Consider the following 24,768-nt stretch of genomic DNA (forward strand, 5'->3'; position numbering starts at 1 on the left):
TCATCGCGTCCTCCTGATGCAGGACGCCAATGATTCAGACTTTCACCGCCTTGGGAATCTCCTTCGTGAGTCAACCTCAACGCAAGCTGGTATAACCTCGCCTCGGCGGTCAACATCGGCGCGTTTAATCTCGGCAACGCGTTCGGCGCGGCGCTCGGCAGCGGCGTTATCGCCGCAGGGCTTGGCTATCCTGCGGTGGCACTTGCCGGAGCGGCAACCTCCGCAATCGGACTGGCGGCGCTCTTGAACATACGGCGCGGACCAGGAGACAACCCGCAACTCATTGGCGCATGGGGGAGACCACCGCGGCCTCAACGCCAGCGGCGATCTCGTAAGTTGTAGTGGAGGTGGTCAGGACCAACGGTAACTGGCGACCGCCGACCTTTCCCCACAAGGATGTATTCACTGTCACCTGCAGCCGATTCGAGCTGGATCAGAACATGAATGAGCGGCGGGTTTCAGGAGATGGTGACCGCGTCGTGAATGTCCGCATTTGGGTCATTCAGCTACCCCGTCGCCGCGACCATTTAGAGCCATTTTCGGCTGGTTCGGGACCAAGATAGGATTCCGGCACAATCGCCGTACTGACCACCAGCTTCTGCGGCACGGCATTATCATCTAGGCGCCAGATCTTGATTATATGCCTGCCTCGGGTCAGTTCGCCCAGGCTGGCTGACACCACGACGGCGTTGTTCCGTACGGCATCTGCCCACTGAACTTTGCCAGGTGTGTCCTGCGCCCCGCCGGTTGCTTCCAAATTTGAGGCGAGTATCTGGACAGCGCTGTTATCCACCGACACACCTATCCGAACGCCGCCCTTCCCAACCGTGTCCAGCGTCGGCGCCAAGTACAGGGCGAGACGAGCCGCGCCCGGCTCATGCACGAGGACGTCGTACCCGACGCTTACCTGGTCTGCTACCGTGGTAGGGCCTCTGCCTTGCGGCAACGCCACCAAGGCGCCGCGGGTGCGGCCCAGGTTCGGGATCGCTGTCCAAGCCAGTCCCTTGGCATCGTGCTTCCTACTGAACGCGGTCGCTTCGAAGGCGATGACGCTCGCCGGCGATGCTGCCCGTGGGACAAACCTTGCCGCGCGGTTGCGCTCCTCCTCGGGCACGTCGCCGCCCACCCGCGTGATGCTGGGCATGCTTTGCCGGACCGGGTCGTTCCAGATCACATAATTCATGTGTACCTGGGCCATCATCCCCTTCCATTTGCCGCCCCTTATCGAGTGATAGCGGTCGGTCAGCTCCTGGTCGCGCCGGAAGGTCGACTCTACCTGATCAGCAAAAGCGTTCGCTCTTGGGTCGTTGCTCGACGCGAGGCGCTTGTTCCACGCGGCGGCGTAGTAAAGCCGATAGAGGTTGGCGAGCGCCGAGATCGGATGCTCAACGAGCTGATAATAGGCATCGCGCTGCTCGGGCCGTAGCCGTCCGCGCACGTCCGCCATCCGAGCCTCGAGCGCATCCCATTCCGCCACCATGGCTCCGAACTCGCCACCGTCGAGCGGCCCGTGGCCGGCGCTCGCACCAAGCGAGAAGCTGTCTTGGTCGATGAGCTCCGGCTTTCGGCGTGCGGCATAGCGGCTATAAGTCGTTAGCATCTCGCCTATGCGCTTGGCGTGTTCGGGGCCGAACACCCCTGTCGCCCAGTCTTCGGGGTAGGCCGCCAGCGCCGCCGGGGTCATCGCCTCGGGATCCCAGGCCTGCCGCATGAAGAAGCTCAAGGGGAACTCCAGGGGCTTGATGTCGCCCACGTTCACGATCCAGATGTTGCGAGCGCCCCGCTGGTAGGCGAGGTCCATTTGCTGCCAGACCTTCCCGATCTGATTGGTGTTGATCCACTTGTAGTTGCGAGGGGCCCCGACGTAGTCGAAGTGGTAGTACACGCCGTAGCCGCCCTTGCGTGGCGGGGCGCCGGCGGGCGGAAGCCGCCGGATCTGCCCCCAATTGTCGTCGGAGAAGAGCAGGGTCACATCGTCCGGCACCTTCATGCCGTGGTCGTAATAGTCCTGGACCTCCTTGTAGAGCGCCCACATCTGCGGCGTCTGCTCCGCCGGGCGGCCGGTGACCTGGGCGATGATGCGGCGCTGATCCGCAACGATCGTCTCCAGGAGCTCGGTGGCAGTGCCCTCTGCCATGGCTTCGTCGCCGTCGCCACGCATGCCTACGGTCAGCAGGGTTTCATAGCCGCGGCCGTCGCCCTTGGACATCATGCGCTCGACGCCGCCGCGCCAGAAGCGACGCAAGTTGTCCGGGTTCGTCCTATAATCCCACTTGCCCCCGGTTACCCCACCGGCGGTGTTGCGATGCCACTCGTCCTGTGCGCGCGTCAGCGGCTCGTGGTGCGACGTGCCCATGACGACCCCCATGGCGTCGGCCAACACCTTGTTCTGCGGATCGTCGTCGTTGAACGCCCGGGGCGCCCACATCGCCGGCCACAGGTAATTGCCCTTCATCCGGAGCAGCAGCTCGAAGACGTGGGCATACATCTTCGAATTGGCGCCGCCGAACTTCTCGATCACCCAGTTGCTGAATGCGGGCGCCTCATCGTTGATGAAGAAGCCTCGGTACCGGACCTTGGGCTGGTCGCGGCGTGGTTCCGCGGGAAGGAAGACGCTGCGGCGGCGGGCAACAGGCACGTCTGCAAACCAGTGCCAAGGTGACACGCCGATCCGCTCGGATATGTCATAGGTGCCGAACACGGCGCCACGGCGGTCGGAGCCGACGATCACCAAAGCGCGAGGCACGCCCGGCATAGGCCGATCAACCACAACTTGCCGATAGGCTTCCCAATCGCCCTTAAGGTCGGACGCGTCGAGCCGGCCATCTGCGACTAGACGGTCTATGATCGCGCTCCCGCCAAGTACACCGATAATGACGAGCGGGCCGCTCGCTTCTTCGGGGCTGGTCGGACGCGCGGCCGCCTGTCCACTAACCCGTTCGAGGTCGGCCGCGAAGCTGCTCGCGGCATGCCTTACGGCGCTGTCTGCTCCCGCATCGATCAGGACACCGGCCGGCCGACCATTGGCTACAATGCCAAAGGTCCGACCCTGGCGCCCTTTCCGCAGCGGTGCCGCTTCGGCGGCGGTCGGAACGGGCGTTGATGCCGCCACGCCGGCGAGCGTGGCAGTGGTCAGGAGCGTCCTGCGGCTAGATTGCATGATCACTCGATCCAACCTCTATTCTCGATCTTACCGTAGACGGTCGATCCTCTCAGGTCACCCTGTCTTGGCTTCCGCCACACGACGGCCCCCGCTTTGGGTGGCAGCATCGCGCGGGGGGAGGGATGTGCACCGACCGGTCCATGCCGCTCTCACTGCGTCCGCTATCGCAGAGCACTTGCTCGTCCCGCTCTCCACCCACTTGAGGACGTCCAGGCGACTGATCAGGCGCGCCTAAAACTGGCGCAAGGTCGATATGAACGAGAGTCCGCTTTTGGGGACCGGGGGTAATCTGAATGGCCGAGTGTGGGAAGCCTGGCGATCGTTTGTTCGCCAAGCGCAGCTAGGCTTGCTTCTCGCGAAGCCAGCTATCGCGCTCAGCGAAAATCTTCTGCATCTCAGCCATGTTCTCGGTTCCCCACGTGCATAAGGGCTCAAGTGCCTGGGCAAGGCTCTGGCCGAGCTGCGTCAGCGTGTAGTCGACGCGTGGCGGCACCTCCTTGTAGTCGTTTCTGCGCAATACGCCGTCGGCTTCCAGTTCCCTCAAATGCTGGATCAGCACCTTATCGCTGACGTCGCGCACGGCGCGCTTGAGTTCGCCATAGCGTGTCGGCCCGCGCAGCAGGAAGTACAGGATGAGCGGCTTCCACTTGCCTGAGATGATCTTGAGCGTCGCGTCGAGACCGCATGTAAAGCCGGGAGCGACTGAAGTGGGAGTGGCGGTGCTGGCTTGGCGCAGATGGGACATTTCTGGTACTTACCTAAAGGTGCATACTTGTGGCTTGGTAGGTTGAGGGCCAGCTGCGTGCAACCAATTACTGGAGGCACGTATGAACCGACTGGAAGGCAAGACTGCGATCATCACCGGAGGCGGCACGGGCATCGGCCTGGCCTCGGCAAGGCGTTTCATTGAGGAGGGTGCGTTCGTCTACATCTTTGGCCGGAGGCAGGAGAAGCTGGATGCGGCAGTTGCCACCCTCGGCGTGAATGCCCGAGCGGTGGCAGGATCGGTCGCCAATAGCGGAGATCTAGACCGCCTGTTCGACACGGTTAAGCAGGAGCGTGGCAAGCTGGACATCCTGTTCGCGAACGCGGGCACCGGAGCGCTGGTGCCGCTCACCGACATCACCCCCGACCATTATGACGAAACCTTCGACATCAATGTGAAAGGCACGATTTTCACGGTGCAGAAAGGCTTGAAGCTGATGGGCGAGGGTGGTTCCGTGATCCTCACCGGCTCGACCACCGGCGTCATGGGAACGCCTGCGTTCAGCATCTACAGCGCATCGAAGGCCGCTGTCCGCAATCTCGCACGCAGCTGGGCGCAGGACCTGCGCGGTACCGGTATTCGCGTCAACGTTCTATCGCCCGGACCAACCCTGACCGAACTCGCGGCCGAGGTTGTCGGTCGCGACGCGATGATCGAGATGGGAGCTACCACGCCGATCGGACATGTTGGCGACCCTTCCGAAGTCGCCGCGGCTGCCGCGTTCCTCGCGTCGCCGGACAGCAGCTTCATGACGGGTAGCGAGCTGTTCGCCGATGGGGGCCTGGCGCAAATCTGAGGAATTCGGCCGGCGGGCGATAAGCCCGCTGGCCTTGAGAGGGGTCTGCGCGGCTTGTCCTGCTTGCCTGAAGCGACGGATCGACGTGAACGAATATCCGGAGCCGGTGAGTAAGCGGGGCGGTCTGAACCACCACTTTTGGGTCGTCTCGCCGGTTGTAGCAATGCTGCCAAGGCTCGGTCCTTCCGGATTCAGGCGGGCTGTTGCCTGTCTCTCGCCACGTCAAAAGCCGACCGGTTGCTCTCTATTTCCGCGATGTGTGCGCCGGCCCAGTATCCGAGTTCGCGGATCGGATCGGCTAATGAGCGGCCAAGGGCGGTAAGGGCGTACTCCACCTGAGGCGGCACGGTTGGGTAGACGGTGCGGGCCACCATGCCATCGCGTTCAAGCGCACGCAGCGTTCGGGCGAGCATCTGTTGGCTAATTCCGCCGATCGTGCGCTTGATGTCGTTGAAGCGCCGTGGCCGCTGCGTGAGCGTCAGCACAATCATCACGGTCCACTTGTCGCCGATCAGGCTGAGAACACCGCTAAAGCGTTTGCATTCGACGTGAATCGGCTCGGGGGTGGTCAGCTCCATGTGACTAGGTCCTGCAAAAATGCCTTCTTGGCGGGGCGCTTAAGGTCACATAGCTGGTCTAGGTCACTTTTCTAGACCGGAGCTGACCTATGAACATCCTGCACATTGATGCCAGTGCGAGCGACAGAGTTGCCTCGCATACACGCCGCCTCTCTAGCGAACTCGTTGAGCGACTCAAAACCGCCAATCCCGGTGCGACAATCGTGTACCGCGATCTTGTCGCCAACCAGCTTCCCCACGTGGACATGACGATCCGGCATGCCTGGACGACCGAGAACACCGGCGACACCAAACTGGGCGAGACCATGAGCCGATCCAAGGCTTTGGTTGACGAGCTCAAGGCGGCGGACGTGGTGGTGGTCGGCTCGCCCATGTACAACTTTACGGTGCCCTCGACGTTGAAGGCGTGGGTCGACCATGTAGCGATCGCCGGGCAGACCTTCAGCTACACGGCCGAGGGGCCACGCGGTTTGCTGAGCGGCAAGGTTTATCTCGTCCTCTCATCAGGCGGGATTTACTCGCAAGGACCGTTTGCCGCGTACGATCATCTGTCGACCTACCTCAAGGCGATCTTTAACTTTCTCGGCGTCCTGGACGTTGAGGTGATCCGAGCGGAAGGCATCGCTTACGGACCGGAGCAGGATCAAGCCGCGATGGCGAGCGCCGCTCAGGAAATCGAGGCGATCGCCGCCTGACCCGGCCGCCAGCGGAGCCAGTCACGGAGACCGAGCCGTGGCTGGCCACCTGATTGGGACGTCGGAACCTGAACAAACGGCCGGTTCTGGATGGCAGGGAGTCCAATGCGAATGATCGGTTTTGTATCATCAAGGACCTCACCACTCGCTGTCGCAAATGTGCATGGAAACCGCGTCTTGTTCCCAACGGACATTTGCGACAGCCTAGCGATCGCTTTTCGATCACCCGCGCGGTCATAGTTGTCGCGAAACTTAGCCAGTTCACACGGTCTGTAGCACTTTCGCGGCGCACCCGCTTTGCCGTCTCTCCGTCACCGCCTGCCAATTTCGGGAAAGCCAATCGGAAACAGGTGCCGGGAAACGGCTGTATCGGAGGCGGCGTAGTTCCCCGCCCCGAATGTCCAATTCCACATTCCTTTTCGGGAACATTGCTGGTCCAGCTAGGCGTTGACGGCACCGACTCGGTAATCGAAGGTCCGAACGCGCCTTTTAAGCTGCAAGCACGCGTGAGACATCGCCTATCTGCTTCACTTGGGCTCGAATACAATCAGCAGGTAGAGCCGGGGCGGCCTTCCTGATTTGCAGATGGCGTGGATCGTGGGGGGTGAGCATGCCTCTGTCTTGGCTGTCGGATGAGCGTGCGCGGCGATCGCCGGGCGGGCTATCGGCGTCCTGAGCTGAGCGACGACCAGATCAAGGCCGCTACGAGGAAAGTCATGCAGCTGCTCATCAACCCTAGCAGGCCTGGATCCGCTTCCTCTGCCGCGAAGACCCCGAAGCTGATGAGAATGAGCAAGCCAATCAACCAGAGCGTTACTGGCCAGAACGAGAGTGCCTTAGGGCGCGCCAAGAGCAGCCGGCGATGCGACGATCTGCGGGCAAGTGCTCCCCGAATACGGCGCACGACCGTCTTCATGGCGCCAAACGGCACTCCGTTCTGGCGCTCCTGTCAGAAGGTGTAGGCCACGCCCAGGATGCTGGCCGGCTGCCATTTGCGTTCGGTGAACGGGCTGTCCATGACGCGATCAAGGTTCTGCGTCATGAGGGCGGAGCCGACAAAGCTGATGTGATCCGTGAGACGATATTTGATCGCCAGAGTGGCGCCTACGTCCTGAAAGCCGCTCGACGGCTTGTACTGGGGAAGGCCAGAAGCCGCAGCCTGCTCGGCGTTCACCCCGAAATAGCTGGTCAGAATCTCTTATCCGCCCAGGTGGCGCGAAGGCCGGGAACGACGAGGAGCCGGTCGATGAGGCGCACCGGCTAGCTGATTTCCCCCTCCACGAACATGCCCTTAGCATCCCCGCTGAATGGAGCGTGACAGCTAGCGTCCCTACGATACCACCGACAGTCCCGAAACGAAGCCGCGGCCACCGATACTGGTGCCGCATTTGCCGACGCCCTCGGTGACTTGTTGGCATCATAACCAGGCACGGGCACGTAAAGGCGCATCGCTCGGCGGCAGGCGGCAAAAGGGGGGGCACGCGCAGGCGATCGGCAGCAGCCGAGGCGGTCGCAACACCAAGCCGTCACCGACCGATACGGACGACCGCTCGCTTTTCACCTGACGCCTTGGGAGGCGGCGGACTGCCGCGCGGCGGAGCACCTTTTAGCCAATCTCCCCGAGCGCTGCATCGTTACAGATAAGCGCTACCCGCACCGGCACCTGATCCGGCCCTAGCGCGCGGCCGACCCGCCTTAGATCGCAATTCCATACAGCGCACGATGCGTGAGGATGAACAGCGTGCGCCGATCCGCTCCTCCGATCACGAGCTGGAGAGGACGCTCGGGCACGTCGATCCGGCGTAGCAGCCGTCCTTCCGCGCCATAAACAAACACTTGACCGTTCGCGACATACAGGTTGCCGGCTGCGTCGCGCGCGACGCTCTCGCCGCCGCGATCGGCGACGACCTTCAAGTCGGTCACCCGCCCACCATCGCCGACCACGCCGCTATAAGTCCGGTTTTCCGACGGGTTGGTCAGCACGACCCGACCGTTCAAATCGGTTGCTACCAGCCCATGGGCGTCGAGGGTGTCCGACCAGCGCCAGCCGCGATGGTCGTCCGGTCCCTGGTTCCACACCCGGAAGGCCGGAAGCACCAGCGAGCCGTCGGGCGAGACATATTCCTTCGGCTTGGCTTCGCCGAGCTTTGAGGTGAAGAACTCGGAGATCGACGGAAAGATGTAGGTCTTGGGGTCGATCCGGTCGGCGAACTCGCCATTGGCCCAGACATTCACCGGCAGCAGCGTCGCGGCCCCCTTGCGGGGGCGCGTCGCGGTCGGCGCGATCACGCGGACATCGTCGGGCTTTTCCGGGTCGATGCTGAAGACAGTGCCGTCGCGCCCTGCCGAGGAGAGCACCATCAGGTCGCCCGAACGGTCCACCGCCAGGTTCACTGCGTCAAGTGGCGCGTCGGCGACGATCGACAGTCCCTCGGGTTTCGACCAGCCATGGATGCGCTGGAAGAAGCGGTCGACGAAGTAGAGTTTGCCATTGGCATCCACCGCCCCGCCGGCGATCGAGTAGAAGCCGTCGGCCAGCTTCTCCACGCCCGGCGACACCGGGATCGTCGGCTGGGTCGCCGCGACGGTGGGTGCGGGTGGCAGATCAAGCCGCGCGAACTCGCGCTCACGGACCTCCTGCTGGCGCGTCATGTCCTTGATCGAATTCTCGAACGGGAATTTGCTGGCGCGCAGATAGGTGCCACAACCCTTTGCGTCGCAGCTCGCAAAGCCGCTTTCGGCGTTCACATGCACATTGCGGAAGCGGATTTCGCCCGAATTATAGAGCTTCACCGCTGCGTCCATTGGCTTGATCGATCGCGTGACGCGATAGCCATGATAGTTGGCGAACAGGATGTTGCGGGAATTGTGGAACTCGGTGGACACCGCGTTGACGCCGTCCTGCACCTCCTGCTCGGTTTGCGGTGCCAGGAACTCCCAGTTCTCGACGTTCTTGAGCACGATCTCGGCGCGGTAATGATGCTCGGCCGACAGCTGGTACACATGGCCCGGCGTCTTGGTGTCCGACACGTAGAAACCGGCTGACGACAGCGTGTTGGGCGACCACAAGGCCGCGAAAGTGCCGCCGCCACCATCGGTCACCCAGATGCTGGGATATTGCCCGTCATAGCGTGCGCGCGGGTCGCCATAGCGGATCGGGCTGCCTGCGGTCAGCACCGTGCCGCCGCCGCCCTGGATCTTCACGTCGTTGACTTCCGACGCTTCGCCCGCACGCCACAGCAGCGCGGTCGCGCGCGGGTTCACGCCGCCGGTCCACAGCCCCAGGCCGTGCACGATGGCGTTGCCGCCCTTCGCGCTTTGGATCAGCGCCTTGGGGCCGCCCACGCCCATATAGGCAGGCGTTTCGTCGCGCAGATAGATGTGCGTGAGGCTGGGGTGAAGCGAGATCAGCACGCTGTCGGGCCGCAGCTTCAGTGTGTCGGTCACGCGGTAGCGGCCCATCGGGAAATACAGCACGCGGTGCGTGTCGATCGCCCGCTGGAGCGCGGCGGTATCGTCGGTGGTGTCGTCACCCTTTACGCCCAGGTCGCGGACATTGGTCCATTGCGAAACCGGCGGCAGCGCGCGGATCTTCGGTGCCGGCCGTGCCGGCGCACGGCTTAGCGACGCCATCTCCACGTCGGTCGCATAGTCGCCTATCGTGCCCAGCCCCGGCAGCTTCAGCCCGTAGGAGAAGTCCTTGACCTGGTAGCGCGCACCCGATCCCGCGACTGTCTTCCCGCTGTCGCGGAAGCGCGCAAAGGTCGGCGTGTTGACCGCCACCGCATCGGCAAAGCCGACCTGGGTGAAGACGCTGTTTTCTTCGGAGACCAGCACGGCTGCGTTCGGCACATTCTCGAACCGCACCTGCTTGCCGAACAGCGAGTCCGAATAACCGCGGTCGATTTCGATCCCGATCGGCGTGTCCTTGATCGACACGTTGACCAGCGTCAGGTCCACTTCATGCTCGCGGATCGCCGCGTCGCGCTGGCCCTGGAACTCGGAATCGATCAGCGTGAACTGCCAGGCCGGCGACGTCTTTTCCGACAGGATGCCATAGCGCCCGCCGAAGAAGCGCAGATCCTCGAACTCGTTGCCGGCCTGATAGACGCCGGCCAGCCCCGAGCCGGTGTGAAAGTCGACATGCCGCAGATAGCCATGCTGCGCGACGCGGAACCGCACCGCGACCGCGCCGGCATTGCCCGCGCCTATCCGGAAATTCACATTGGAAAGCGCCGAGTAGAAGGTGCTCGACGTCGCATCGAAGATGGTGGGATCGAAGGGGACGCTGGTGGGCGGCGGCACCGGCGCCTTGCCCACGCGGTACTGGTCTTCCCCGGTGAAGCTGACCATCGCCGCGACGCCCGAACCAAAGCCGGTGCTGTTGTCGGCCAGCAGGATCTCGGGCCGGGTGGGGCCAATGCCGAACACGCGCACTGCCGACCGCACAAAGATCGTCCGGCTGATCCGATAGCGGCCCGAGGGCAGGAAGACGACGCCGCCATGGCCGCTCTTCGCCGCCGCATCGATCGCCTGCTGGATCGCAGCGCTATCGTCGGCGACTCCATCGCCGACGCCGCGAACGGTGATCGCGCGGGGGTCGTTGGGCGCGCTGCGATACACGGAGGATTGCGCAAGCACCGGCAGGGGCGCCATGATCATCGCCGCGCCAAGCAGCCACTTCGCCTTCATATGTCCACTCCCCGCTGTTTTGTGTTCTTGTATCGGCCCGCGCGCGCCGCGGCATGCACGACAAAGGTCGTAGCACGTGCTCGCGCCGGCAGACGGGCGTCAGGCGGCGCGGAAACTCAGCGCTTCGGCGGCGATCGCGACCTGGGTGCGGTTGCGCACGTTCAGCTTGCGCATCAACGCGGTCATGTGCGCCTTCACCGTGGTCTCCGCGATCCCAAGATCGTAGGCGATCTGCTTGTTGAGTTGGCCCGAGCGGACACCGCGCAATACCTTGATCTGAGTGGGGGTGAGTCGCGGGAGTGTCGGCGGCGTCGCAGCGTGGGCACCCGATTTGCTCAGATCTTGGGCGATCCTTGTCATCGTCATCCTCTCCTGATCGGCTCATGGCCCTTCCTCGCCGCGGCGTTCGCACCAAGCGAGGGTGCCATCCACCGCATCCATCTTTGCAGATTCGGTTGGACAGGTTTGAAGTATGAGCTTCCACTTTGCCTTTAATCAAGCCTTTTCCGTTGCTCCTCTAAAGAAAGCTGTCGTACAGATCGGCCGGGCTGCCGAGCGCGCCCCCATCAACAGGGAGAGGCTCGCTGGCGGAGGCGCAAAAGCTTTTCGGGTGCGCTGAAGGGACCGTTCGTTGACCGGCGGTGCCATCCGCCTCGTCGGCGCCGCACTGGTCGGCATCCTGCTCGCGGTCGCGATGATCGTGCGCGGCCGGCTCCACCCGTTCATCGCTCTGCTGTGCGGCGCGTTCGCCGTCGGCCTGCTTGCCGGGCTGCCGCTGCAGGATACTGCAAAGGCCGTGCAGAAGGGCGTCGGCGACATCATCGGCGGTACTGGTCTGGTGGTCGCGCTCGGCCTGATGCTGCATCTCTCCGGTGCTGCGGCGTCACTGGCAAAGGCGGCATTGCAGTCACCGGCATACGCGCCGCGCCTTGGGCGACGCTGAAAATCGCGATCGTGATAGGCTTGCCCCTGTTCTTCGAAACCGGAATGGTGTTGCTGCCGCCGATCGTGATCGCCGCAGCAGAGGAGATGGCCAATCCGGATCCCGCGACTCGCGACGCGGCCAAGCTGCGGTTAATCATGCCCGCTTGCCGGCCTGGGCGTGGTGCATGCGCTGGTGCCGCCCCATCCTGGCCCGCTGCTCGCCATAGAGGCGCTGGCGCCCACCTGGGCAAGACCATGCCCTACGGCACCCTCATCGCCATGCCGACCGCGATCGTCGCCGGACCGCTGCTGGCGCGTTTCACCACGCGTGGCGTGCGGTTGACGCCCCCCGCGCTCCACGATCACCGCTTGGCGATCGTCACGCCGTCGCGCGCCTTATCGCTCCTGATTGTGCTGCTGCCGGTGCTGCTGATCGCTGCCGGCGAGCTGGGGCAGATGGTGCCGGAATGGCGCGGCGCGCCAGCGCTGGTCGCCGCCAGCAATCCCGTCGTCGCGCTGCTCGTGACCAACCTGCTCGCCCTGCCGGTCTTGTTCGGGCGGCGCCTGCGCGACGCGAAGACCCAGTATGCGGTCTGGCACGAGACCATGGAGGCGGCGGGCACCATCCTGCTCGTCATTGGCGCGGGCGGCGCGTTGAAGCAGGTGCTGGTAACCGCCGGCTTGTCCGACCTGCTCGCGCGCCTGGCGCTGATGCACGCAATCTCGCCGCTGCTGCTCGGCTGACTGGTCGCGGTCAGCATCCGGCTTGCCGTCGGCTCAGCGACCGTCCCAACGATCGGTGCGGTCGGCGTGATGCCGGGTGTGGTCGCCAGCTCGGGCGTGTCACCCGAACTGGTGGTGCTGGCGATTGGCGCAGGATCGGTGTTCTTCAGCCATGTCAACGATCCCGCTTTCTGGCTGGTGAAGAGCTATGTCGGCACCAGCACGGCGGACACGTTCCGCACCTGGTCGCTGCTGGAAACGGCAATCTCGGTCGTCGGCCTCGCGCTCGTGATGGCGTTGTCCTATGTGCTCTGACCGGGGGGCAGCGTGGAGAATATTGTTGAGCGAGGGTCGCCTGGCGGATCGCGCGTATGCGGCGATCGTGCGGATCATCAACGATGACGGGCTGGTCAGCGGCGATCGGCTTCCGTCCGAAGCGCGGCTGGCGCAAATGTTCGGCATGTCCCGCACCATCGTGCGCGAAGCACTGGCCCGGCTCGCCTCGGACGGCGTCACCGAAGCGCGGCTAGGGGCCGGTTCCTATGTGAAGCGCCGCCCCTCGGAACGGTTGGGCACCCATGTTGCGATGGACGCGCTGGCTTCGACGCTCGGCACCTACGAAGTCCGCTTCGTGCTGGAGGCGGAGGCTGCACGGCTGGCGGCCCAACGCCGCTCGCATCAACAGCTCGACGCCATCGAGCGGGCGCTCTCGGCCCTACGCCGCGCGTTGCTCTCCAACGAGCCGGCGCATGACGAGGATTGGCTGCTGCACCGCGCGATCTTCGAGGCGACGGGCAATGCCGCATTCCTGCCGGTGTTCGACCATCTCCACGATGCCGTGATGCAAATCCTGCGCGCCGGGGTCGAAATCTCGCGCTCGCGTCCGCCCGAAGTGATCGGCGCGATGATGGAAGAACATGATGCCATCGTCGAAGCAATCCGCGCCCGCGACGCCGATGGCGCGGCGCTGGCGATGCGCTGGCACTTGTCGCAGGGCCGCAAGCGCCTGATGCCGTGACGCTCAGGCTGGCGCGATAACCGACTGCACCCAGCCCAGCACATCGGCCGACAACAGGGCAGGAGCCCGCGTCGCGTCCAATGTCAGCGCGCACTCGTCCACGCCCGGACGCTCCAGCGTCGCCAACTGGCTGTTGAGAAGGCTCGGCGGCATATAATGCCCCGGACGGTTGGCCAGCCTGCGCGCAATCTCCGCGCGGTCGGTGTCGAGCAGCACAAAATAGAGCGGCACGCACGATGCGGCGCAAAGCCGCTCGCGATAGCTGCGCTTCAGCGCCGAACAGGCGGCTACGGCCCGGCCATGCCCCATCGCGGCCGTGCCGATAGCGTTGCCAAGTGCGCCGAGCCACGGCCAGCGGTCTTCATCGGTGAGCGGATGCCCTGCCGTCATCTTGGCCACATTGGCGGCGGAGTGGAACGCGTCGCCCTCCAGCACCGGACAGCCGAGCAGCTCGGCGAGATACCCTGACAGCGTTGACTTGCCGCTACCGCTCACACCCATCAGGACAATGGCATGCGTCCTGTCGGTTTTTTCCTGAAGCTGTCGCACCGCCGCCCCGCTTTCAATCAGCCAGTTGGCCGGAACTGGCCGGGTATCCCGTGTCGAGCCCGGCTTGACCATTACGACCTTCGTCGCAGTCGCCGCCCGGGATGGCAGCTTGTATCGGGCATAGGCTGGTGCCATTGCGAGGACGAACGATCATGATTGCCATTTCGGGCGCCCGGCCGAGCTTTCTTGCCGTCGCATCGCTGCTGCTGGCCGGAGTCGCCACGCCGGCGCTGGCCGCGTCGGGATCGACCTCCGTTTATGCCACGGCGCCCGCCGATCCCCGTGCGGTCACCGTGTCGGCCCCGCGCGACGGCGTGGCCGACGCTTCGGCCGCGATCCAGCAGGCGATCGACGCGGTGGCCGCAAAGGGCGGCGGCGGCATCGTGTTCCTGCCGGAAGGGCGCTACCGGATCAGCCGCACCATCTATATGTGGCCGGGCGTCCGCCTGTTCGGCGTCGGCCGCAAGCGTCCGGTGTTCGTGCTCGCCCCCAACACCCCCGGCTTCCAGCGCGGTGTCGGCAGCATGATCTTCTTCACCGGCAACAAGCCCGATGCTTCGGTAAGCGCCCGTCCTGTTCCCGTCCCGCCACCCACCAGCGTGCCGTTCAACCCGAATATCGGCGACGCCAATTCGGGCACCTTCTATTCGGCGATGACCAATGTCGATTTCCAGATCGGCGAGGGCAATCCCGCGGCGACCGCAGTGCGCTCGCACACCGCGCAGCACACCTTTCTCAGCCATATGGACTTCAATCTCGGCTCGGCGCTGGCCGGCGTCTATCAGGTCGGCAATATCGGCCAGGACCTGCGCTTCTTCGGCGGCCGCTATGGCATTCTGGCCGAAAAGACGTCGCCGGCCTGGCAGTACACCCTGCTCGATTCCACGTTCGAGGGACAACGCGACGCCGCGATCCGCGAGCATGAGGCCGGGCTGACGCTGGTCAACACCGTGTTCCGCAACGTGCCCGTCGGGATCGAGATCGACCGCGGCTATGGCGACTGGTTGTGGGGCAAGGATGTGCGGTTCGAAAATGTCGCCCGCGCCGGCGTCATCATCAGCAACGAAGGCAATGCCTATACCCAGGTCGGCTTCGACAATGCCGTGTCCACCGGCACGCCGGTGTTCGCGCGCTTCCGCGACAGCGGCCGCACCGTCACCGGCCCCGCTGCCCGCTACCGCGTCCGCGAGTTCACTTATGGCCTGCACGTGCCCTCGCTCGGCGCCACCGGCACCTTCGCGACGAAGACCGACGCAGCGCCGCTGTCGGGCAAGGACCGGCGCCGCGCCCCGGCCATCCGCGCGCTGCCGCCGGTGTCGCAATGGACCAATGTCCGCGATCTGGGCGTAAAGGGCGACAATGCCGCCGACGACACCGCCACGATCCAGCGCGCGATCGACAGCCGCAGGGTGCTCTACTTCCCGGCGGGCTTCTACAAGGTGTCCGACACGCTCAAGCTGCGCGCCGACACCGTGCTGATCGGCCTGCACCCCAGCATGACTCAGATCGTCCTTGCCGAGGATAGCCCGGCCTATCGCGGCTTCGGCAGCCCGCGCGCGATGATCGAAAGCGCCAAGGGCGGCGCGGCGATCGTCTCGGGGCTGGGCCTCTTCACCGGCGGCAGCAATCCGCGCGCAACCGCGTTGCTGTGGCGCGCCGGCGAGCGCTCGCTGGTTGACGACGTCAAGTTCCAGGGCGGGCACGGCACGTTCCTGGCCGATGGCAGCCGCTTCGATCCGTACAATGCCAATCACACTGCGGACCAGGATCCGGTCAAGCGCTGGGACGGCCAATATGCCAGCCTGTGGGTCACCGATGGCGGCGGCGGCACGTTCAACCAGCTCTGGACGCCGAACACCTATTCCCAGGCGGGGCTCTACGTCACCAACACCAGCACGCCGGGCTATGTGTACCAGATGTCGGCCGAGCATCACCGCCGGGCCGAGATCGTGCTGGATGGCGTGCGCAACTGGGAGTTCCTGGCGCCCCAGACCGAGGAGGAAGCCGGCGAGAGCCGCGACGCGGTCGCGCTGGAGGTGCGCAATTCGCGCGACATCCTGTTCGCCAATCTCCACGCCTATCGCGTGACGCGCTCGCTTCAGCCGGCACCCTCGGCGGTGCTGCTCTACGGGTCGACCAACATCCGCTTCCGCAACGTCCATGTGAATGCCGAAAGCGGCTTCGCGACGTGCGACGCCAATGGCTGCGGCACCTATCTGCGCGCCAGCAAATATCCCTATGAAAATGCGATCACCGATGTGACGCGGGGCACGCAAGTGCGCGAGCGCGAATTCGCGGTGCTGGACGTCAACGACGCGCCTGCGCCTGCGCCGACGGCTTCGCTCACACCGGTTAAGATGCTGTCGGAGGGGTTCTATTCGCTGGGCGGCGGCGCGGTGGACTCGGCGGGCAAGCTCTACTTCATCGACCGCTATTTCCACCGCATCCATGGCTGGTCGGAGAAGGAAGGCCTGTCGATCGTTGCCGATGCGCCGCTCGACCCGGTCAATCTGGCGGTGGACCGCTCCGGCAATCTGATGGTGCTATCCTCGGCGGGCGCCGCCACGACCGTGTACGGCATCGATCCCTCCAAGCCGCAGGATGTGCGGGTGATCACGCCTACGGCGAACCGGGCGGCGGCCAGCGTGGCACTGCCCGCCAGCTTCTGGAACAATGGCGAGTTCCGCGACCAATATGATCCTGCGCGCGACCAGTTCGTCACGCTGGAGGAGATGTTCGCCCGCGACATGGCGGTGCCGAAGGCGCAGGAATATCGCTCGCCCGACGGCAGCCTGATCCTGCCCGCCTTCCGCGTCTGGCAGCAGCGGCCGGCGGATCATATCGGCTGGCGCTTCTCCGACACGCTCGACACCTATGGCTTTGTCACCGGCAAGGTCGGATCGCGCATCTACATCGCAAATGGCTCGGAAGACCGCACCTATAGCGGGCTGCTGGGCGCAGGGGGCGCAGTGACCGACCTCAAGCCGTTCGCGTCGCGTGGCGGCGAAGGCGTCGCGATGGGGCCGGACGGGCGAGTCTATGTCGCCAATGGACAAATTTTCGTCTACGGCGCCGACGGGCAGGAACAGGGCCGCATCGACGTGCCGCAACGCCCGCTCCAGCTGCTGTTCGGAGGGCCCGATGGCCGCACGCTGTTCATCCTCACGCACAAGGCGCTGTTCTCCGCGCGCCCCTGACACCAGTATCCTGCGACTTTGGTCGTAGATGCTGCACGACCCTGCATCCGTTACAGTAACTCTAAAGAAACAATCGGTGGCCTCCGCGCCGGGAACGGCGGGAGGTCATTGCCAGAGAGGATGCAGGGATGAACAAGGTCATGCGCGTTCGCCGTCACCAGCCGCGCCGATTTGTTACCGCTACCAGTACCTTTGTGTTGGCGACTGCCCTGGCATCCGCCGCGCCTGCCTTCGCGCAAGAGGCGCCCGCGCCGGCCGAGGACCAGACCAGCCCCTCGGTTCCGCTGACCGGACAGGACACGCTGATCGAGGATACGCAGTCCGGGCCGGGCGAAGTGGTCGTCACCGGCACGCGGATCATCTCCAGCGGGTTCACCGCGCCCACGCCGACCACGGTGATCGGCGAGGAACAAATCGCCGCCAACGCACAGCCCAACATCTTCAACACCGTCGCGCAATTGCCCGCGCTGCAAGGCTCCACCGGCGCCAGCACCGGCACCTTCAGCACCTCCAGCGGCACGCAGGGGCTCAGCTCCTTCTCGCTGCGCGGTCTCGGTCCCATCCGCACCCTCACCCTGCTGGACGGCCAGCGCGTCGTCGGCGCCAACGTGACCGGCGTTCCCGACATCAGCATGTTCCCGCAGCTGCTGGTGAAGCGCGTCGACGTGGTCACCGGCGGCGCGTCGGCCTCCTACGGCTCGGACGCGGTCGGCGGCGTGGTCAACTTCATCACCGACACCCGCTTCACCGGGTTCAAGGCCAATGTGCAGGGCGGCGTCACGCATTATGGCGATGACGGGCAGGCGCTGGTGCAGGCGGCCTATGGCGGCGCGCTGCTCGACAATCGCCTGCGGGTCATCGTCAGCGGCGAATATTCGCATGAAGGCGGCGTCGGCCCGGGCGACTTCGGCACCGATCTCGCCGGCAGCCGCGACTGGTATCGGGCGACCACGCTAGTCAACACCGGCATCACCAACAACGGCTCGCCGCAGTTCCTCTACCGCGATTTTGCCCAGCCCTACCAATATTCGCGCTATGGCCTGATCAACAACGGCCCGCTCCAGGGCACTGCGTTCGACGTCAACGGCGTGCCCTATGCCTTCAACTATGGCTCCAACGGCCAGCCGCTCGGCAATGGCCGCGTGTCCAACTGCTTCCCCGGCAACAGCTTCTGCGTCGGCGGCGACCTTTCGGGCGCGCCCGGCTCGGGCGCATCGCTCAAGTCGGAACTGGAGCGGATCAACGGCTCTGGCCGGCTCGGCTTCGACTTTGCCGAGAACAACGAAGTCTATGTCACCGTCAACATCGCCCAGGTCACCAGCAACAACCAGCCGAGCCCCGGCTATGGCCGTCCCAGCCTGACCGTACAATGCGCCAATCCCTTCCTGCCGCAGTCGATCCGCGACCGCTGCGCCGTCGCCGGGATCACTTCCTTCAGCTTCGGGACCAGCAACGCTGCCTTCCCCGATCCCAAGGTGTCGACCGACCGCCGCCAGTACCGCTTCGTGGCGGGCGCGAAGGGCAGGTTCGGCCTGATCGGGTCCGAGTGGAACTATGACGCCTATTATCAACATGGCACCACCATCTCCGACATCAATGTCGACGATATCGTGCTTCAGAACCGCTATGTCGCGGCGACCAATGCAGTCACGCTGAACGGCGCGATTGTCTGCGCCGATCCCGCAGCGCGCGCGGCGGGATGCCAGCCGATCAACATCTTTGGCGGCTTCGCGCCTTCGGCCGCGGCACTCGCTTATGTGACTCCGGAAAACGGGCCGTTCCAGCACACCAAGCTGACCCAGGAAGTCGCCAGCGTGAACGTGTCGGGCGACCTGTTCAACCTGTGGGCAGGGCCGCTGTCGCTCGCCTTTGGCGGTGAATATCGCAGCGAATTCTACCGTGTGAATGGCGATCCCTATGGCGCGGGCGTGACCGGCCTTAGTCCGAACAGCCCCGAATATCCCGCCGACCCGCTGCTCAACTCTACGCTGGGCAGCAACTGGGCAGCGGGCAACTACAAGAACGGCCGCGGCAGCTACCATGTCTATGAAGGCTTCGCCGAGCTCAACCTGCCCTTGTTTAACAGCAGTGCGATCGGCCGCGCCAACCTGAACGGCGCCGCGCGCGTGACGGATTACAGCACCTCGGGCACGGTATGGGCATGGAAGGTCGGCGGCACCTGGGACACGCCGCTGGACGGCTTCCGCCTGCGCGCAGTCACCTCTCGCGACGTGCGTGCGCCCAACCTGTCCGAACTGTTCGCTGCACCCACGGTCACGACGCTGCCCAACTTCGGCGATCCGTTCCGCAACGTCGCGGTGCAGGTGTTCCAGAACACGATCGGCAACCCGGACCTTCAGCCTGAAATCGCGCGCAATACCGAAATCGGCGCGGTCTATGCCAATCCATCCTGGCTGCCCGGGCTGAGCCTGTCCTTCGACTATTACTCAATCAAGCTCGACGGCGTTGTCTCAACATTGTCGCCTGACCAGATCGTGCGCTTCTGCTTCGAAGGCAACCAGGCATTCTGTGGCGGCTTTGAGCTGAACAGCCCGATCCAGGGCGGCAATTTCGTGAACGTCCAGCCGTTCAACCTGGCCTCGTGGAAGACCAGCGGCTTCGATGTCGAGGCGAGCTACCAGTGGAAGAAGCCGATGGGCATGCCGGGCACCTTCACCATCCGAGCGCTGGCGACGCATGTCCGCGAATTCCTGGTTGATGCCGGCATACCCGGGGTCTCGGTGGTCGACCAGGCGGGCGCGAACAACGGCAACACGCCCAACTGGAAGGTGCTGGGCATCCAGACCTACAGCGACGACGCGTTCAGCCTGACGCTTCAGGAACGCTGGTTCTCCGACGGGACCTTCGGCAACCAGTATGTGGTCTGCTCGGTCGGAACCTGCCCTACCTCGACCGGGAACAACCCCACCATCGACTATAATCGGATGAAGGGCGCCTTCTATTTGGACCTGGGCGGCTCGATCAATGTCGGCGAGCAGGGCGCGTTCTTCTTCAAGATCGACAATCTGCTCGACCATGATCCGGCGCCGGCGCCCCAGACCAACACCGGTCTGGACGTGAACCCAGCGCTGTACGATACGCTGGGCCGCACCTACCGCGCCGGCTTCCGCGTGCGATTCTGAGCTGCCCCCGCCGCTTGGTCAGGTAGCTAGTAAGTGCATTGTCGTCCCCGCCGCCATTTTCGGTCGTAGGTGGAGCGAGCCGGAGGCGGGCAGTGGCGGTGTTGTGGCTTCTGGAGCCGGTGGTCGAGAGCCTAGGCTCAGGCCTCATTGCTCGGGCATCGGCGATCTGAGGCGAGAGGCCGACAGGGCCCAGGCGAGTGCGCCAATCAGGGCAGCACGCCGCCCGAGGAAGCTGCGGGCGGCCCGTCGCTCGCTGGTTCATTCTGTTCGCCTTTCGACCTCTCCTGTTGTTAACGCTTGCTTTTGTTGAAGCTGTTGCGGGTCTGCCGGGGCTATTTCCCACCCTGTGCGAGCCGCGCGCCGGCATTGGCGAGCGAGATGTACATGGCGCCTTCGGGCACGACATATTCGTTCTCGCCCCAGAAGAACGGCCAGTCGTCGCGGGTTTCCGGGTAGTCGGGCTTGAGCAGCAGGACGCCGGGTACGACCCCTCCAGGAATGAAGGAGAAGTCGGCGCGGTTACTGCCATAGGCGACTTCCTTCGACACCGCGCCCACGCCCGAGACGAACGAGCGGTCCGATGCCGGGTGGTGCCCGTGCAGGAAGTCGAGCGCGCGGGTGACGGGTGCGGTGTCGACCAGATTGGGAAACGCCTGGTGCAGGGCATAGGCAGTGAGGCCGAAGTTCAGCACGGCGCCGCTGCCTGCCCAGCCGCCCGTGGTGATAGGCACACCAAAGGGATTCTCCTTAAGCGAGGCCTGCGCCTTGGTCGCCCATTCGCGGGCCGCGGGCTCGAGTGCAGTTAGATAGCTCGCCGGCATGTGGGGGATGGCCTTGGCCATGGTCGTCGCCGCTGTTGATGCCCTTGAGGAGTCAAAGTGTGTCCGTAGACGCGCCGTAGATAAAACCTCTGGCCCAGCGCTGAAGCTCGCCATCCGCGTCTGGATGCTGAGGTGTAAGCAACCCTTCGAGATCCGCGACCTTGGTCAGGGCAGGGGCGAAGTCGGCGGCGAGCGCCTCTTCGGAACGGCAACACAGGTCAGAGCGACGTTGCACAGGCCCGTCACATGTCGTGTAACGATTCATTGCTGCCGCAATAAGCGGAGCGTTATAGAAGAAAGACGCCTAGAGGAAAATATCAGCCCGCCGATCCGGCCGCGGCACTGACTTGAGGTCCAACTTTGTCGCTGCCAATTGCAAAGACGTTGCGAGCTGATTTTCCTGCATCGATCGTCGTCTTTCTTGTCGCCCTGCCGCTATGTCTGGGCGTTGCCCTTGCATCGGGCGCCCCGCTATTCTCCGGTGTAATCGCGGGGATCGTGGGCGGCATCGTCGTAGGGGCGTTGTCAAAATCCTCCTTGTCAGTGAGCGGGCCGGCTGCAGGACTGACGGTAATCGTGTTTGCCGCAATCGAGCGTCTGCCATCTTTCGAGGCGTTCCTGTTAGCGGTCATGCTGGCCGGTATTATTCAAGTCGCACTCGCCGCCACACGCTCAGGCATTGCCGCCGAGTTCGTCCCTTCTTCGGTGATCACCGGGATGTTGGCAGCAATCGGGCTGATCCTGATTCTGAAGCAGGTGCCACATGCGCTAGGCTATGACGGCGACTTCGAGGGCAGCTTCGAGTTCGCACAGGCGGATGGACGCAACACTTTCTCCGCCATTGCCACCGCAGTCCGTCAGCACCTGTCGCCGGGTGCCATACTGATCGCGTTCGTCAGCCTCGCATTCCTGTTCTGGTGGGACAAGGCTCGTCCAAAAGAGGGGCCGTTGCGCTTCGTGCCAGGTCCCCTTGTCGTGGTGTTGATCGGCGTCGGTGGCAATGCACTGTTCGGCCTGATCAAGCCGAACTGGCAACTGAAGGCGTCGCACCTCGTGCAGGTGCCAATCGCCAAGAGCTTCGCTGAGTTTACCTCATTTTTCGCCACCCCGGACTTCTCACAAATCAGCAATAGCGCAGTGTGGACCATCGCCCTCACACTGGCGATCGTCGCGAGCCTGGAATCTCTGCTCAGCGTGAAGGCCGTCGACGAATTGGATCCACAACGCCGCACCACGCCCAAGAACTGGGAAATGATGGCTCAAGGTGGCGGTAATATCGTCTCGGGCCTGATCGGCGGGCTTCCGATAACCTCGGTTATCGTGCGATCCTCAGCAAACGTCGATGCTGGCGCGCAGAGCAAGGTCTCCACCATGCTCCACGGCGCTTGGCTCCTCCTCAGCGTGGCATTCATCCCCCTCCTGCTGAACCTCATTCCGCTGGCGGCGCTCGCTGCGGTGCTGATCGCGACCGGCTACAAGCTGACGAAGCCGAAGCTGTTCACTGATCGTTACAAGCAGGGCTGGACGCAGTTCGTGCCATTTGTGGTAACGATCGCTGCAATCTTGTTTACTGATCTGCTGATCGGCATCGTGATCGGCCTTACCGTCGGCTTCGTGTTCGTGGTAGCACGCAACTTCCGCTCGGCGATCACGTTCGTCTGTGATGGCGGGGATTGCCTGATTCGCGCACGCCGCAACCTCTACTTCATCCACAAGTACGAACTGCAAAAGGAACTGGGTCGCGTTCCCAATGACGCCAATCTGCTGATAGATCTATCGTCCACCAGCTATGTCGATCTCGACAACGTCGATATCATCAACGCATATATTAAGGGCGCGGCATATCGCGGCATCAACGTCACCGTTCGCGGCGACATTGCCGAACGAAGCGCCCCGCTGATCAACGCCCCGACCACGGAAGTCCGGTTCGCATGAAGAACTACAAGCAACTCCTGCTCGCCAATCAAGCCTGGGCAATCGAATTGGTTGAAGAGAAGCCGGACTTCTTCGAACGCCAGACAAACGGGCAAAAGCCCGAATTCCTATGGATTGGCTGTTCGGACAGTCGCGTCAGCCCTGAGCAAATGACGATGACGCCGACAGGCGGCATGTTTCTTCATCGGAACATCGCTAATCTGGTCAATCACAATGACCTCAACCTGATGTCTGTGCTCCAATATGCTGTCACTGTACTCGGCGTGAAGCATCTGATCGTCTGTGGGCATTATGGCTGCGGTGGGATCATGGCAGCGATGGATGGTGGCACGAGTGGACCTGTCGACGAATGGCTGCAAACCGCACGCAATGTCGCGGACGATCATTGGGAGGAGCTGGGAAACCAGCCAACGCCGGAAGCCAAGGCCAACCGTTTCGTGGAGTTCAACGTTCGCGATCAGCTGGTCAATCTCGCGCGCACCGACACGGTCCAGAATGCCTTCGCTAAAAAGCAGGATCTCTGGTTGCACGGCTGGGTGTACGACATCCGCGATGGCCGCATCAAGCCGTTGATGGAGATCGATCGCGATACTAGGCTAGAGGCAGTCCCACATCCTAGGCGTGTGCTGCTCACCAACGATGAGATCAAGGCCACACCAGACACTCCTATCGCGTGACGTAACTCAGCATGAAGTGAGCTTAGCTGGAGAGTTCGCCGAACAAACGCCAGCTTTTCGTGACTCTCGTGGGCTAGCTGAGCGGCAGAAGTTTGGAGCGCAGCGGCCAGCGGTTCCGAGATGAATAGACGTCCGCTTTTGGGGAGCGGGGAGGGCGGTCTGAACGTCCACTTCTCTATCGCGGCCCGAGTCAACTGGCGCAGGCCGGTCCCCGTCGCTTCGAGTGCGCCGGTGATGACGGATTTGGTAGACGACGAATTTGGATATCGGGTTCCTGCCGAGCTTGAGATCGCCACACGGGGTTCGTGCTTCTCTCCGGGGTCGGCACGTGGCCGCCCCATGATGGGGTAAGACAAAGTAGCGCGGATCAATCTTTTGGACGCCCTTGCCGCTGGCGACAGGGCTGCGGACGTTACGATCTCACACCACCTTCGTCCCCGTGAGGACCTCTTCCTGCCGAGGCAGAACCGTGAAAACTCCTGTCTGAGATCGTATCAGGCGACCGCGGTGCCGGGTTTGCTGCCCCAGCGGAAGTCGGTGCCGTCGGTCCACATGCGATGGAGGACGACGGCCAGGCGACGTGCGACGGCGACGATGGCACGTCGCATGCCGCGGCGCTGTGCGACCTTCATCCCCCAGGCCTTGAGCCATGACCAATGCCGGCTCTGGGTCATCAGGATCTGCGCCGCTTCGTACAGCATCGTTCGCAGCATGGTATCGCCGGACTTGGAGATGCCACCATCATAGTCGATCTCGCCCGACTGATGGCGCCGCGGCGTCAACCCGACATGCGCGCCGACCGCTCTGGAATGGATGAAGCGCTGCGGCTGGTCGATCGAAGCTCGATAGGTGAGAGCAACCACCGGGCCGACGCCGGGTGCCGTCATCAACCGCCGGCACACCGGATCGTGCCGGACTGTGTCGAGCAGCATCTTGTGGAGCGTGGCCAGCTGCTGGCGCATCACCCGCCGCACCGTCAGCAACGGCTCGACGATTGCGGCCAGTCGCGGAAAACCCTCGACCAGGTGACGGACACGGGCCTCATAGCCGACCGTGCTAACGACACCGACCTTGAGGCCGAAGTTGCGCAG

17 protein-coding genes and 2 pseudogenes are annotated in these 24,768 nt (G+C 63.8%); 10 read left to right on the forward strand and 9 right to left on the reverse strand.

What is annotated here, in order from left to right:
* Positions 1-502: 502 nt before the first annotated feature.
* Together FHT02_RS19800 and FHT02_RS19805 are read right to left on the reverse strand one after the other, a co-directional pair.
* The gene (locus FHT02_RS19800) at positions 503-3,160 is read right to left on the reverse strand and encodes a glycosyl hydrolase 115 family protein (protein ID WP_184091722.1); all 2,658 of its coding nucleotides are present in this window, start codon (positions 3,158-3,160) and stop codon (positions 503-505) included.
* A gap of 343 nt (positions 3,161-3,503) precedes the next feature.
* Complete coding sequence (locus FHT02_RS19805) at positions 3,504-3,908, reverse strand: winged helix-turn-helix transcriptional regulator (protein WP_184091698.1); 405 nt, start codon at positions 3,906-3,908, stop codon at positions 3,504-3,506.
* 82 nt (positions 3,909-3,990) lie between these two features.
* Here FHT02_RS19805 and FHT02_RS19810 point away from each other — a divergent pair, with 82 nt between their 5' ends.
* Complete coding sequence (locus tag FHT02_RS19810) at positions 3,991-4,725, forward strand: SDR family NAD(P)-dependent oxidoreductase (RefSeq protein WP_184091700.1); 735 nt, start codon at positions 3,991-3,993, stop codon at positions 4,723-4,725.
* A 191-nt stretch (positions 4,726-4,916) separates the two neighbouring features.
* Here the strand turns inward: FHT02_RS19810 and FHT02_RS19815 are convergent, their stop codons facing one another.
* Positions 4,917-5,303, reverse strand: a complete 387-nt coding sequence (locus FHT02_RS19815; RefSeq protein ID WP_184091702.1) for a winged helix-turn-helix transcriptional regulator — start codon at positions 5,301-5,303, stop codon at positions 4,917-4,919.
* An 89-nt stretch (positions 5,304-5,392) separates the two neighbouring features.
* On the opposite strand from FHT02_RS19815, the gene FHT02_RS19820 reads away from it, so the two are divergent.
* Positions 5,393-5,998, forward strand: a complete 606-nt coding sequence (locus tag FHT02_RS19820) for an FMN-dependent NADH-azoreductase (RefSeq protein WP_184091704.1) — start codon at positions 5,393-5,395, stop codon at positions 5,996-5,998.
* Positions 5,999-6,947: 949 nt separating this feature from the next.
* Here FHT02_RS19820 and FHT02_RS19825 read toward each other — a convergent pair.
* Positions 6,948-7,193 (reverse strand): MipA/OmpV family protein, encoded by a 246-nt coding sequence (locus FHT02_RS19825; RefSeq protein WP_425506465.1) that lies wholly within the window; start codon positions 7,191-7,193, stop codon positions 6,948-6,950.
* A 242-nt stretch (positions 7,194-7,435) separates the two neighbouring features.
* On the opposite strand from FHT02_RS19825, the pseudogene FHT02_RS21740 reads away from it, so the two are divergent.
* Positions 7,436-7,619: pseudogene (locus tag FHT02_RS21740) on the forward strand (IS5/IS1182 family transposase); the annotation flags it as partial.
* A gap of 74 nt (positions 7,620-7,693) precedes the next feature.
* Here FHT02_RS21740 and FHT02_RS19830 read toward each other — a convergent pair.
* A complete protein-coding gene (locus tag FHT02_RS19830; RefSeq protein WP_184091708.1) occupies positions 7,694-10,690 on the reverse strand; it encodes a glycosyl hydrolase family 28-related protein in 2,997 nt (998 codons plus the stop codon).
* A gap of 99 nt (positions 10,691-10,789) precedes the next feature.
* Positions 10,790-11,050: a helix-turn-helix domain-containing protein gene (locus FHT02_RS19835; protein WP_184091710.1), complete on the reverse strand. Its 261-nt coding sequence runs from the start codon at positions 11,048-11,050 to the stop codon at positions 10,790-10,792.
* Between the two features lie 271 nt (positions 11,051-11,321).
* On the opposite strand from FHT02_RS19835, the gene FHT02_RS21980 reads away from it, so the two are divergent.
* The 3 genes and pseudogenes from FHT02_RS21980 to FHT02_RS19845 all read left to right on the forward strand — a co-directional run bounded on the left by FHT02_RS21980 (position 11,322) and on the right by FHT02_RS19845 (position 13,355).
* Positions 11,322-11,633, forward strand: coding sequence for a GntT/GntP/DsdX family permease (locus FHT02_RS21980; protein WP_281393326.1), 312 nt, complete (start codon positions 11,322-11,324; stop codon positions 11,631-11,633).
* Between the two features lie 11 nt (positions 11,634-11,644).
* Positions 11,645-12,652: pseudogene (locus tag FHT02_RS19840) on the forward strand (GntT/GntP/DsdX family permease).
* A gap of 25 nt (positions 12,653-12,677) precedes the next feature.
* A complete protein-coding gene (locus tag FHT02_RS19845; protein ID WP_184091712.1) occupies positions 12,678-13,355 on the forward strand; it encodes a FadR/GntR family transcriptional regulator in 678 nt (225 codons plus the stop codon).
* A gap of 3 nt (positions 13,356-13,358) precedes the next feature.
* Here FHT02_RS19845 and FHT02_RS19850 read toward each other — a convergent pair whose 3' ends face one another.
* The gene (locus FHT02_RS19850) at positions 13,359-14,039 is read right to left on the reverse strand and encodes a gluconokinase (protein WP_343057015.1); all 681 of its coding nucleotides are present in this window, start codon (positions 14,037-14,039) and stop codon (positions 13,359-13,361) included.
* Positions 14,040-14,056: 17 nt separating this feature from the next.
* On the opposite strand from FHT02_RS19850, the gene FHT02_RS19855 reads away from it, so the two are divergent.
* Entirely contained in the window at positions 14,057-17,101 is a 3,045-nt protein-coding gene (locus FHT02_RS19855; RefSeq protein ID WP_184091714.1) for a glycosyl hydrolase family 28-related protein, read from the forward strand.
* A gap of 140 nt (positions 17,102-17,241) precedes the next feature.
* Positions 17,242-20,244 (forward strand): TonB-dependent receptor plug domain-containing protein, encoded by a 3,003-nt coding sequence (locus FHT02_RS19860; RefSeq protein WP_184091725.1) that lies wholly within the window; start codon positions 17,242-17,244, stop codon positions 20,242-20,244.
* A gap of 332 nt (positions 20,245-20,576) precedes the next feature.
* Here the strand turns inward: FHT02_RS19860 and FHT02_RS19870 are convergent, their stop codons facing one another.
* Entirely contained in the window at positions 20,577-21,086 is a 510-nt protein-coding gene (locus FHT02_RS19870) for a hypothetical protein (protein ID WP_184091716.1), read from the reverse strand.
* A gap of 339 nt (positions 21,087-21,425) precedes the next feature.
* Here FHT02_RS19870 and FHT02_RS19875 point away from each other — a divergent pair, with 339 nt between their 5' ends.
* The gene (locus FHT02_RS19875; RefSeq protein ID WP_221239601.1) at positions 21,426-23,000 is read left to right on the forward strand and encodes a SulP family inorganic anion transporter; all 1,575 of its coding nucleotides are present in this window, start codon (positions 21,426-21,428) and stop codon (positions 22,998-23,000) included.
* On the forward strand, positions 22,997-23,677 hold the full coding sequence (locus tag FHT02_RS19880; protein WP_184091718.1) for a carbonic anhydrase: 681 nt from the start codon (positions 22,997-22,999) through the stop codon (positions 23,675-23,677). Before FHT02_RS19875 ends, FHT02_RS19880 begins: the two co-directional genes overlap by 4 nt.
* 494 nt (positions 23,678-24,171) lie before the next feature.
* Here FHT02_RS19880 and FHT02_RS19885 read toward each other — a convergent pair.
* The coding region (locus FHT02_RS19885) for an IS110 family RNA-guided transposase (RefSeq protein ID WP_184091720.1) at positions 24,172-24,768 on the reverse strand (597 nt) is incomplete at its 5' end.

Origin of the sequence: Sphingomonas xinjiangensis (genome assembly GCF_014199255.1) — a bacterium.
GTDB lineage: Bacteria > Pseudomonadota > Alphaproteobacteria > Sphingomonadales > Sphingomonadaceae > Sphingomonas > Sphingomonas xinjiangensis.

Excerpts from the sequence above, each read along its gene's own strand:
- FHT02_RS19855 (WP_184091714.1), top strand. The coding sequence starts at position 14,057 with ATGATTGCCATTTCGGGCGCCCGGCCGAGCTTTCTTGCCGTCGCATCG.
- FHT02_RS19800 (WP_184091722.1), bottom strand. The coding sequence starts at position 3,160 with ATGCAATCTAGCCGCAGGACGCTCCTGACCACTGCCACGCTCGCCGGC.
- FHT02_RS19860 (WP_184091725.1), top strand. The coding sequence starts at position 17,242 with ATGCGCGTTCGCCGTCACCAGCCGCGCCGATTTGTTACCGCTACCAGT.
- FHT02_RS19820 (WP_184091704.1), top strand. The coding sequence starts at position 5,393 with ATGAACATCCTGCACATTGATGCCAGTGCGAGCGACAGAGTTGCCTCG.
- FHT02_RS19805 (WP_184091698.1), bottom strand. The coding sequence starts at position 3,908 with ATGTCCCATCTGCGCCAAGCCAGCACCGCCACTCCCACTTCAGTCGCT.
- FHT02_RS19815 (WP_184091702.1), bottom strand. The coding sequence starts at position 5,303 with ATGGAGCTGACCACCCCCGAGCCGATTCACGTCGAATGCAAACGCTTT.
- FHT02_RS19870 (WP_184091716.1), bottom strand. The coding sequence starts at position 21,086 with ATGGCCAAGGCCATCCCCCACATGCCGGCGAGCTATCTAACTGCACTC.
- FHT02_RS19835 (WP_184091710.1), bottom strand. The coding sequence starts at position 11,050 with ATGACAAGGATCGCCCAAGATCTGAGCAAATCGGGTGCCCACGCTGCG.
- FHT02_RS19810 (WP_184091700.1), top strand. The coding sequence starts at position 3,991 with ATGAACCGACTGGAAGGCAAGACTGCGATCATCACCGGAGGCGGCACG.
- FHT02_RS19880 (WP_184091718.1), top strand. The coding sequence starts at position 22,997 with ATGAAGAACTACAAGCAACTCCTGCTCGCCAATCAAGCCTGGGCAATC.
- FHT02_RS19830 (WP_184091708.1), bottom strand. The coding sequence starts at position 10,690 with ATGAAGGCGAAGTGGCTGCTTGGCGCGGCGATGATCATGGCGCCCCTG.
- FHT02_RS19850 (WP_343057015.1), bottom strand. The coding sequence starts at position 14,039 with ATGGCACCAGCCTATGCCCGATACAAGCTGCCATCCCGGGCGGCGACT.